The 12,080-nt window shown below is 64.6% G+C and carries 4 protein-coding genes; all 4 read right to left on the bottom strand.

Annotated features, from left to right (window positions below; genetic code table 11):
• Positions 1-85: 85 nt before the first annotated feature.
• Positions 86-8,665, bottom strand: coding sequence for a glycoside hydrolase family 94 protein (locus tag AC04SG_RS07365; RefSeq protein ID WP_488550482.1), 8,580 nt, complete (start codon positions 8,663-8,665; stop codon positions 86-88).
• 312 nt (positions 8,666-8,977) lie between these two features.
• Entirely contained in the window at positions 8,978-9,556 is a 579-nt protein-coding gene (locus AC04SG_RS07370) for a HutD/Ves family protein (RefSeq protein ID WP_488550483.1), read from the bottom strand.
• 11 nt (positions 9,557-9,567) lie between these two features.
• On the bottom strand, positions 9,568-11,238 hold the full coding sequence (gene hutU, locus AC04SG_RS07375; protein ID WP_488550484.1) for a urocanate hydratase: 1,671 nt from the start codon (positions 11,236-11,238) through the stop codon (positions 9,568-9,570).
• Positions 11,239-11,266: 28 nt separating this feature from the next.
• A complete protein-coding gene (gene hutG, locus AC04SG_RS07380) occupies positions 11,267-12,079 on the bottom strand; it encodes an N-formylglutamate deformylase (protein ID WP_488550485.1) in 813 nt (270 codons plus the stop codon).
• Between the last annotated feature and the right edge of the window lies 1 nt (position 12,080).

Genomic DNA, 12,080 nt, shown 5'->3' on the forward strand with positions numbered 1-12,080 from the left:
AGCAGGGCTGCTTTGCGCCATGCGCATGACCAAATAGAAACGCGCGCCCTGAAAGGCGCGCGCAAATTGGTTCAAGCCTTTGATTTTACGCGGGTATCTTGACGACCACCTCGGTCTTTTCACCAGCTTTCGGCTCAAAGCCGGAAGACTTTGTCTTGGTTCCATTGACTTCAAGCGAGATGGTCTTGGCCTTTTTGTCGCGGATGACGCGAACCTGGACCTCGGCCCCCAGCATCTTGAGCGTTGCCGAGTAACCGTCCCAGTGGCTGGGCAGTTTGGGCTGGAACGTGATCTGCTTGCCGCGCCGCCCGATGCCCAGAATGCCTTCGACGGCGGCACGGTAGAGCCATCCGGCTGAGCCTGTGTACCAAGTCCAGCCACCCCGACCGCCCTTGCCTTCACCCGAATAGATGTCAGCGGCGACGACGTAGGGCTCGACCCGGTAGTGCTCGGCCGACGCATCGTCGAGCGCATGGTTGACCGGGTTCAGCATCGAGAAGCAGCGATAGGCATCGTCGGTGCGGCCCATTTCGGCGAGCGCGATGACGAACCAGGTCGCTGCATGGGTGTACTGGCCGCCGTTTTCGCGCACGCCAGGCGGGTAGCTCTTGATGTAGCCGGGGTCCTTTTGCGTGTTCTGGAAGGCCGGGGTGAACAGCTTGACGATCTTGAGCTTGTCGTCGACCAGCAAGTTCGTCGCCTGCTGCATCGCCGTGGTCGAGCGCGCCGGGTCGCCCTCGCCGGAGAGCACGCTCCACGACTGCGCGATCGAGTCGATCTTGCACTCGTCCGAATTGTGCGAGCCGAGCGGCGTGCCGTCATCGTAGCTGCCGCGCCGGTACCATTGGCCGTCCCAGGCGGTGCTTTCCAGTGCTCGCTTCAGCACGTCGGCGTGCTTCAGCCAGGCCTGCGCCCGCTTGGTGTCGCCTTGCGCCTTGGCGACAGCCGCAAAGTCGCCAAGCGTCTTCAGCAGGAACCAGCCAAGCCATACGCTCTCGCCCTTGCCACCTTCGCCGACGCGGTTCATGCCGTCGTTCCAGTCGCCGCCGAGGATCAGCGGCAGCCCGGCCGGACTGCTGCGCTTGACCGCAAGGTCGAGCGCCCGCGCGCAATGGTCGTAGAGCGAGGCGTGCGTCTTGGATATCTCGGGCGTGAAGAAAGCATCATGCTCGCCCTCGCCCAGAACCTGCCCGTCGATGAAGGGCAGCTGCTCCTCGAGTATCCCTGTATCGCCAGTCACCTCGATGTACCTGTTGGTGGCGTGCGCCAGCCAGACCACGTCGTCCGAGATCAGGGTGCGCACGCCGGCGTCGGTGCGCGGCAGCCACCAATGCTGGACGTCGCCTTCGGGGAACTGCCGGCGCGCCGCGTTGAGGATCTGGTCGCGCGCCAGCTTCGGATCATGCGCCAGCAGGGCCAGCGTGTCCTGCAGCTGGTCGCGGAAGCCGAAGGCGCCGCTCGCCTGGTAGAAGGCCGAGCGGGCGCGGATGCGGCAGGCCAGGCTCTGATACGGCAGCCAGTGGTTGACCATGGCGTCGAGCGCCTTGTCCGGCGTCTCGACCTGGATGGTGTCGAGGAAGCCGCGCCAGACGCGTTCATTGTCGGCAAGCCGCTGGTCAAAATCCTTGCCCGAATGGGTCTGCACCAGCGCGCTCGCTTCGGCCGGATTGGCGGCATCGCCCAGCAGCCAGACGAGCGTGACGTCGCCGCCGGCGGGGATGTCGACGTCGCTGGCGACAGCCGCGCAAGGATCATCGCCTGCCTCGACGCGGCCCGACAGGCCGGCGCCGCTGACCACGGCGTGCGGGAAGGCGCTGGTGCCCTGCCTGCCGATGAACTCGCCGCGATCGGCTGTCACCGAATGCACCGGCCCGGCAGCGGCCAGGAAGGCCACCCGGTCGCCGAAATCGAGCCCGTACGGGTTTTGCGCCAAGAGCGCGCCGGTCGCCGAATCCCTCGACGGGATGATGGTGGCCGCCGTGCTCGAACGATGGCTGCCGAGAACCCATTCGGCATAGGCATAGACACGCAGCCGCGCCGGTGCCGAGCCCGAGTTCTGGATGCGCAGCCGCGTGATCTTCACCGGATCGATGGGATCGACCACATGCGTCAGATCCATCGACAGCGGGCCGCGCTTCGACCGGAAGGTCGAAAAGCCCTGGCCGTGCCATGTCTCGTAAGTCATCGAGGGATCGCGCACTACAGCGGCAAGCGGCGAGAACGACTTGCCGCTTGCATAGTCGTAGATGTAGACGCCCTCGCCCGGTCGGTTGGTGACCGGATCGTTCGACCACGGCGTCAGCTGGTAGTCGCGACTGTTGCGGCTCCAGGTGAAGGCGGCCCCCTCAGCCGAGACATGGAAGCCGAACGAGGCGTTGGAGACGACGTTGATCCACGGCTGCGGCGTCGTGCGCCGGCCGGCAAGGCGGGTGACGTAGTGGCGGCCATCGCCTTCGAAACCGCCGAAGCCGTTCCATTGGCTGAGGCCGCTGCCGTCGGCACTGGCGTCAGACGCAGCATGGTATGCAGGCGCCACCGGCACTGGCAGAGCCGTTTCGCGAAGGGTCGCAGCACCCGCCGGCTGCAAGGCATCGCGGGCCTGCAAGGCTGCCGCCTCGGCGCGCTCGATCTGGTCGAAGATGGTGCCGTTACGGGTGTGCAACACGACGCGGGCGACGGCCAGCAACGTCTTGTAGGTCGCTTCGTCCATCAGGTCGCGGCGCACCGCGAAGATATGCTGGCGCGGCCCGAGCTCCTTGCCGCGCAAGCGGCTGTTTTCGCACAGCGTCTCGACCGCGCGCTGCAGATCCTGCACATAGGACGAGGCCTGCTCATTGACGACGACGAAGTCGATCATCATGCCGCGGGCGCGCATATACTCCTGGAAGCGCAGCGCCTGGGCGACGATTTCGAGGTCGGCGACGTCGCCGATGCGGACCAGGAAGATCGGGAAATCGCCGGAGATGCTGGTCGGCCACAGGCTGGACTGCTTGCCCAGCCCCGAAGCAATGGATTCGGCCGGCAGGCGCAGGAACGGATCGGGATAGATCAGATAGCGTGCCAGCTTCTGCACATTGGCGGCGTCGGTCAGGCTGAGGCCAAGGTGGCGGGTCTGCACCTGCGAACGCGTCCAGGCGAGCATCGCCTGGCGAGCGAAGCTTTCGGGATGGTCGAGCCTGGCGATGGCTTCGTCGAGTTCGGCGCGGTTGGCACCAACGGCGGTCCAGAAGGTCAGCGAGATCTTCTTGTTGGCCGGCACCCGCACCTGGCGGCGCAGCGCCGCGACCGGATCGAGCGTGAAGCCATGATGGCCGCCAAGTTTGGCGCCCGGATCGAAAGCGGCGGCCTCGGCGATGGTGCGGCCGCGGCCGATAAAGGCGCGGCGGTCGGTCTCGGCCTCGGCATCGCGTGCCGATCCCGACGGATCGGTGACGAAATGCACCATGGTGAGGTCGGGCTCGTTCTTGTCGCGCTTGCGCCTGGTGGCGAAGATGGCGCCGTTGTTGGCAGCGATCTCGGTCTCGATGAACATTTTCGAGAATGCCGGATGGGCGTTGTCCGAAGCTTCGTTGCCGAGCACCAGTTCGGCAAAGGAGGTCACCTCAATATGCCGGTCGGTAGCGCCGTCATTGTATAGGGTGACGCGCCGTCCTTCGCCATTGCCTTCCGAGATGACGATGCACTCGACCTCCGAACGCAACGAGCCGACCGTTTTGACGAAGCTCGCCTTGTCGTCGGAAAACAGCGTCTGCACTCTCTCGCCGGTCGCCTGCCTCGGCTCGGCGGTGGCCGACCACCAGTCGCCGGTGCCGGCATCCCTAAGGAAGATGTAGGAACCGAGCCGGTCTTCGGTCGGATCGGGCTGCCAGCGGGTGACGGCGAGTTCGCCCCAGCGGCTGTAGCCGGAGCCGGTTGCCGAGACCATCACGGAGTAACGGCCGTTGGACATGACGCTGGTGGCGCGCAGCGCCTTCAGCGGGTCGAGGACAATGCGGGAATCCGGGCTCTCGACCTCGGTCTCGTCCTTCGAGCGCTCGTCGGCTTCTGTCCTGACGGTGGCGGTCGGGATGTCGCGCGGCGCCCTCTCCTGCAGCAGGAGTTCGGCAGACTCGATCACCGGATCGCTGTGGAAGCGGTCACGCAGCCGGCCTTCGAAGATGGCGTCGGCAACGGCGGCGATCGACATGCCGGAATGGTGGGCCATGTAGTTCAGCACGACGGCGTGGTCGGTGCCTTCCGGCACGCGCTGCGGCGTGAAATCGACGGCGTCATAATAGCCGTGCCGGCCCATCGCGCCGATCGAGCGCAGCCGGGCGAGATTCTGGACGGATTCGCGCGGTGTGAACTGCGCTGCAAGGATCGTGGCGTAGGGCGCGATCACCGTGTTCTGGCCAAGACCGCGCTTGAGGCCAAGTCCGGGCACGCCGAAATTGGTGTACTGGTAGGTCAGTTCGCGGTCGCGGGCGTTGTAGGCGGCTTCCGAAATGCCCCACGGCACGTTCTTCGAGCGCGCATACTGGATCTGGCGCTTGATGATCAGCTTGCTGGTCTGATTGAGGATCGAGCCCTGCGGCTCCTTCATCACCAGCGGCGGCATCAGATACTCGAACATCGAGCCCGACCAGGACATCAGCGCGCCCTGGAAGCCTATCTCGACAATCGGCCGTCCGAGCCGGAACCAATGCTCGGTCGGCAGATCGCCCTTGGCGATGGCAAACAGGCTGGTCAGCCGCGCCTCGGACGCCAGCAGGTCGTAGCAGCTTTCGTCGAGCTGGTGTTCCTCGACCCGGTAGCCGATCGAAAGCAGTTTTCGTTCCTGCCGCATCAGGAAGGAGAAATCCATCTCGAAGGCATAGCGGCGGCAGCGCTCGCGCAGCGCCAAGAGCTTGGCGCGCAAGGCCTCGACGGCGTTCTCGTCGCTGTGCGAGTCATGCACATGCGCCTCGCAGGTCGCTTCCAGTCTAGCTGCCCAGTCGGCGATGACGTCGCTGCGCTGCGACCCGGCCTCAGTGTGGATGGCGGTGGCGAGCTTGCGGATCTCGCCGGCCAGCACGGCCAGATTGATGGTCCGGATCGAAGCCATCTCCGGCTGCGCCTTGATGGTCATGACGGCGCGCCGCATGCCGTCGAGGCGGTCGGCCAGTCGCTGGCGCAGCGGCCTGAGCTGACGGCGGTCATCGGGCAGGTCCTCGAGGCTCTCGTCCAGGATGGTCACCGTGTCGAGGACGCCTTCAAAATCGCCCTGCAGGTGGACGGACGGAGCTTCCGCCCACTCGGCGCAAGCAGCCGCCACCGCCACCAGATGCCCCGCGAGATTGCCGCTGTCGACCGCCGAGATGTAGAGCGGATAAAGCGGCTTCAGCGTCGTGGTGTCGTACCAGTTGAAGAGGTGACCGCGGTTGCGCGGCATGCTCTCGATGGTCGTCATCGTCGCGTCGATGCGGGTGATGGCGTCGGAGAGCGCAATCCAGCCGAAATCGCGTGCCGACACCACCGACAGGAGATAGACGCCGATATTGGTCGGTGACGTGCGCGGCGCCACCACCGGCGCCGGGCTTTCCTGGAAATTGTCGGGCGGCAGGTTGTGGTGCTCGGCCGTGACGAAGGTTTCGAAATAGTGCCAGGTGCGGCGCGCCACGGTGCGCAGCGCATGGATATCGGCCTGCGATATGCGCAGACGGTCCTCGGTCTCGGCCGAGCGGCTGATCCAGCAGGCAACGGCCGGCGAGCCGATCCAGAACAGAGCGAAGAAGAAGGCGACAAAGGCGCCGGTGGAATCGGCCAGCACGGGGATAGCGAGACCGACGACGCCGATGATCACGGCGCCATACATCATGCTGTAATAGGAGCCGAGGTCGTTGTCGCCGCCCTTGTGCGCCTGCGACGCCGTGCGCCATTCCAAAAGGTTCTGGCGGCTGACGAACAGGCGGTAGAGCGTGCGCACGATGGCGTCGCCCATCATCCAGGCATTGTGCGCCATCAAAAGCACTTTCAGCGCCACCAGCGCCGTGCCAAAGACGGTGTCACGCGCCAGCGCCGAGAAATGGCCGCGCGGCGTCTGGTCGCCGCTCTTGGGCAAGATGGCGTTGATGACATCGAAAGTCGGCGCCATGAACAGCGAGAGGATGAGCAGCGCCTGCCATTGCGCGGCCTGCGTGAAGGGCAGCAGCGTCCAGCCGGCGATCGCCGCCATCACCCAAAAAATCGGGGTCAGCGAACGGCGCAGATTGTCGATCATCTTCCAGCGCGACAGCGCCGGCACCCCGGAACGCGGGCTGAAGATGAAGCGCAGCAACTGCCAGTCGCCACGCGCCCAGCGGTGATGACGCGAGGCGTCGACCGAATAGCGGGTCGGATAGTCCTCGACCAGTTCGACGTCGGTGACGAGCGCCGCGCGCGCCAGCGCACCTTCGAGCAGATCGTGGCTGAGGATGGTGTTTTCCTCGATGCGTCCCTTCAGCGCCGCCTCGAAGGCGTCGACGTGATAGAGACCCTTGCCGGTGAAGGAGCCGTCGCTGAAGACGTCCTGGTAGAGATCCGACACGGCAAAGACGTAAGGATCGAGACCGCTGTTGGACGAAAAGACGCGCTGGAAGAAAGAGGCGTCGTCGCCGCTGGTGAGCGATGCCGTGATGCGCGGCTGGAGGATGGTGTAGCCGGCGGTGACGACACGCTTTGCCGCGTCGAAATGCGGGCGGTTGATCGGATGGGCGAGCTTGCCGACCAGCGACGACACCGCGTCGCGCGTGGTGCGCGTGTCGGCGTCCAGCGTCATGACGTAGACGACCTTTTCCGGCAGCGGCACGTCGAGCGGCAGGAAGGTGGTGTCGCTGTCGCCGCGCAAGAGAAGGTTCAGCTCGTGCAGCTTGCCGCGCTTGCGCTCCCAGCCCATCCAGGCGCCCTGCGCCTGGTTGTAGAGCCGGCGGCGATGCAGGATATAAAAACGCGGCGCGCCCTCGGAGGGGTAGCGGGCATTGAGCCTGGCGATCTCGTCGCGCGCATATTGCAGGATCTCGATGTCGGCGGTATCGATCTCGGTCTTGGAATCCGGCCAATCGGATAGCAGCGCGAAATGGATTTCGTCCGCGGTATTGGCGAGGTGATGCACCTCGATGTTGCGGATGTTTTCCTCGACATCGTCGCGTGATCCGATCAGCGAGGGAACAACGACCAGCGTGCGTGAGGCAGCCGGGATGCCGTGCTTGTAGTCATAACCAACCAGCCGCGTCGGCTTCAGGAACAGCGAAACGACAGTGTTGAAAAAGGCGAGCGCACCTTCGCTGGCCGGCACAGCAAACAGCGCCAGCATCAACGTGATCGAGGGAACCGAGAGCCCCAGATGGGCAAGCGCATTGCCTGAGACAACCAGCAGCAGCACCGTCAGCAGGAAGACGGGCACCACGATGCCCAGCCAGCCGGTGCTGGTGAAGGCGCGCTTGACAGTCACATAGAAAGGCGGCCGGTAGCCGATCGCCTTTTCCAGATCCGGCCGGCGCGGGCCGACCAGAAAGAAGCCGACATCGGTATGCATGGTCGGATCGGCCGATGCATCCGGCACGCCGGAGGCATCGGTGACGCCGGGGACATGGCCGGCAAGCTCGATCGCCTTTTCGGCGACGCGGAATTCGGAGAGATCCGAGCGGCGCGCCAGTTGCTCGATCGACGTGCGGTACTGGTCACGCGAAAAGAAATCGAGCGCGGCGAAATCGGTGCGCTCGCGCAGCAGCGTGTCGATGCGGCTGACGCCTTCGAACCAGACCGTCCAGTCGACGTCGTTGATAAGCCGCAGGCCGCGGATGATGTTGCCGGTGGTGACATTGCCGCTGGACAGCGTGCGATGCTCGGAAATGATGATTTCCTCGGCGTCGGAGCCGGTCTTCTCGAGCTCGACCTCCAGCCATTCCAGCGCCCTGCCGGCATTTTGCGAGCCGTCGCGCAGGCGGTAGAGCAACTGCGTGGCAAAGGTGGTGTCCTGGGCATGGGCGCCATAGCTCGACAGGATCTTCTGCCGGTCGGCATTGTCGTCGGTCGCCAGAACCCGGTCGGCGACCTCGTTGGCGATGTGGCGCATCTGCCTGGTGCGGTCGACGCGCACGGCGATGCGGCGCAGGTTTTCGATCAGCACGAAGCGCAGCAGCGACGGCAGCGCCCAGAGTTCGCCGATCTTCAGCGGTTCGACCGACTGAAAACCTTCGACGATGGCCTTGAACATGGTCGCCGAGACCGAACTGTCGGAATGGGCGACATAGCTCCAGGCCAAGGCCAGCGCGCGCGGCACGGCCTCGCCATCGGACAGTTTCAGGGTCGGCAACTGCCGGTAGAAACGGCGCGGCAGGTCGCGCTTGACCTGAAAGATGGTCTCCTCGACCAGATAATTGTTGTCGAGCAGCCATTGTGCGGCAGGCGTAATGGTTTCGCCCTTGGCCTGGGCGGCATTGGTCGAGCGGTAGACTTCGAGGATTTTCTTGGCACTGTCGCGGATGCGGGCCTGGAAATCGAACGGCGTCAGGCCGAACAGGTCCTTGACGTCGCCCTTGGCGAGGCTGTCGCCCAGCGCGCGCAGACGCTCTTCTGGCAGGAAATTGGAGCGTATCGGCTCTTCGGTGATGGCCGGGAAGCTGGCGCTGGTCTTTTCGATCTGGGCAGGATTTGTCTGGATATTCATTGAAAATTCCGCATGGGGGACGCGAAGCGGCGTCACCGCCACGGCAATGTCCCTAAAACCGATTCAAATGCAATTGGTTGCATGATTACAATGGCCGAAAGTTTTGCTTCGCACCACTCCAGGAGCGTTATCCCTTCGACATTTCAAGGAGGGGCTTTCGACAACTGAAGGACGAGCACCCCTGTCCTCCCGTCCGCCTTGGAACGACGGAAGGATTCAGGCTTTTTCGTGATCCAGGCAACAGCTTACGCCAGATTTCTCCGGCGTGCGATCATGTTTGGCAACAGGCGTTAATCGTTGCTGGTAGCGCAGCTAGCCCAAGCTGGAGATCCGGATAACGAACACGGTCGTCGGCCGCACCGGTTCCACATGCAATTGCGCCACGTCTGGGCCGATCACGAGCGTGTCACGAGGTCCAAGCCGGGATGGTGTCGGGTCGGTCACGCCGACCTCGCCGTCGAGCGGCAGGATAAGGGTCGTTGCGGTCGTCGGACGGATATCGGTCGGGGCTGAAACCATGAGGCGCTCGACCGTATGGGTCGCCCGCCCGCGGCGGGTCATGACGTTGAGGTCGGTGATGGGGCCAGAGATCAGCGCAGCCGTGGTCGCCACATCGGCGGGGAAGGACAGCGGGGCGGAGGCTCCGGTCACCTCGGCAGGCGGCCGGCCGGCAATGTCGAGGATGATGCCCTCGCCTTCCAGCACGGCAAGCGTGCGGTCGACGCCGGCAAAGCCGGAGAACGGGCCGCCGCCTTCGACACGCGCCATCGAGACGCGCCAGTCGAAGTCGTCAAGCCCGGCACCGTCAGGCACGACGGCGATTTCGGTCGTCGTGCCGCCGCCATTCTTCCACGGCATGGAGCGGTAGTCGGCGGCACGAAGGATGCGCATCGTTCAGCCAATCAGCCGAGAATGCCGGGCAGATTGAGCTGGTGCTCCTTCGCGCACTCAATGGCGATGTCGTAGCCGGCATCGGCGTGGCGCATGACGCCGGTCGCCGGGTCGTTCCACAACACGCGCTCCAGGCGCCTTGCGGCGTCCGGTGTGCCGTCGGCGACGATGACCATGCCGGAATGCTGCGAAAAGCCCATGCCGACGCCGCCGCCATGGTGCAGCGATACCCAGGTGGCGCCCGACGCGGTGTTGAGCAGGGCGTTGAGCAGCGGCCAGTCGGACACGGCGTCGGAGCCGTCCTTCATCGCTTCCGTCTCGCGGTTCGGCGAAGCGACCGAGCCGGAATCGAGGTGGTCGCGGCCAATGACGACGGGCGCCTTGAGTTCGCCCTTGGCGACCATCTCGTTGAAGGCGAGGCCGAGGCGGTGGCGGTCGCCAAGGCCGACCCAGCAGATGCGCGCCGGCAGGCCCTGGAACGAGATGCGCTCGCGCGCCATGTCCAGCCAGTTGTGCAGATGGGTGTTGCCGGGGGTGAGCTCGCGCACCTTGGCATCGGTCTTGTAGATATCCTCGGGATCGCCAGACAGTGCCGCCCAGCGGAACGGGCCGATGCCCCTGCAGAACAGCGGCCTGATGTAGGCCGGCACGAAGCCCGGGAACGCAAAGGCGTTTTCGAAACCCTCGTCCTTGGCGACCTGGCGGATGTTGTTGCCATAGTCCAGCGTCGGCACGCCGGCATTCCAGAAGGCGACCATCGCCTCGACATGCTCGCGCATCGACGCGCGCGCCGCCTTCTCGACAGCCTTGGGGTCGCTGACGCGCTTCTCGCGCCACTCAGCCATCGTCCAGCCCTTGGGCAGATAGCCGTTGATGGGGTCATGCGCCGAGGTCTGGTCGGTGACCATGTCGGGGCGAATGCCGCGCTTGAACATTTCCGGCACGATCTCGGCAGCGTTGCCGAGCAGGCCGACGGATTTCGCTTCGCCGGCCTTGGTCCAGCGCTCGATCATTTCCATCGCTTCGTCCAGCGTCTCGGCCTTCTCGTCGACATAGCGAGTGCGCAAGCGGAAATCGATCGAGTCCGGATTGCATTCGATAGCGAGGCAACAGGCGCCGGCCATGACGGCGGCAAGCGGCTGGGCGCCGCCCATGCCGCCGAGGCCGCCGGTCAGGATCCACTTGCCTTTGAGGTTGCCATTGTAGTGCTGGCGGCCGGCTTCTACGAAGGTCTCGTAAGTGCCCTGCACGATGCCTTGCGTGCCGATATAGATCCAGGAGCCGGCCGTCATCTGGCCGTACATCATCAGGCCCTTCTTATCGAGCTCGTTGAATTTGTCCCAGGTCGCCCAGTGCGGCACGATGTTGGAGTTGGCGATGAGCACGCGCGGCGCGTCGGTGTGCGTCCGGAAGACGCCGACCGGCTTGCCCGACTGCACCAGCAGCGTCTCGTCCTCATTGAGTGTCTTCAGCGACGCGACGATGCTGTCGAAATCGTTCCAGGTGCGCGCGGCCCGGCCGATACCGCCATAAACGACCAGCTCGTTGGGGTTTTCGGCGACGTCCGGATCGAGATTGTTCATCAGCATGCGCATCGGCGCTTCGGTCGTCCAGTATTTGGTGTTGAGCTTGTCGCCGCGCGGCGCACGCACTTCGCGGATGTTGTGGCGAGGATTATTCATCACTGTCCCTTTCGATTAAGGCGGCGGCTCAGCGCCCGGCCCAGTCAATGGCGGTTTGGAGGATTTTCGTCAGCGTGGCGCGCATCGGTGCGGCGAACTCGGCATCATAGGGCACCGGCCAATTGCCCGGTTCACCCTTGCCCTCGGGCTCGCGCAAATAGCCGCGATCGGCAAGTTCCATCTGCAACGCATGGTAGCCGCCTTGCGGGTTGCCGAAATAGCGCGTGATCCAGCCGCCCTTGAAACGGCCGTTGATGACATTGCTTTCACCGCTTTCGGCCATGATCTGGCCGACCAGCGCCTGCAGCGCCGGATCGGCGCTCTTGCCATCATTGGTGCCGAGGTTGAAGACCGGCAGCGTGCCATAGAACAGGCGCGGCAGCACCGACCGGATCGAGTGGCAATCGTAGATGACGATTTTTTCGTGCAGGCCGCGCAGCCTGACGGCCTGGGCCGCCAGAATTTCATGGTAGGGCACGAAATAGGATGTGCGGCGCTGGTCTATCTCCGACGGCGTCGGTTCCGCACCGGGCAAATAGAGTGGATCGCCGTCGAAGGTCTCGGTGGGGCAAAGCGTGGTCGTGGTCTGCCCGGGATAGAGCGAGGCGCCGGAGGGATCGCGGTTGACGTCGATGACGGTGCGCGAGATCGACGTATGCACAACCGTCGCACCGAGGCCGGCGGCAAAATCATAGAGATTGTCGATCCACCAGTCGCAATCGCGGCGGCCGAGCCAGGGCGAGACCAGCCGGTTGTCGATGCCGGCGAGATCGATGCCGGTGTGCGGGATCGACACCAGAAGAGGTGCGGTGCCTTCGGTGACTGTCAGCCAGTCGGTCATG

This window comes from Mesorhizobium sp. CNPSo 4684, assembly GCF_057784315.1.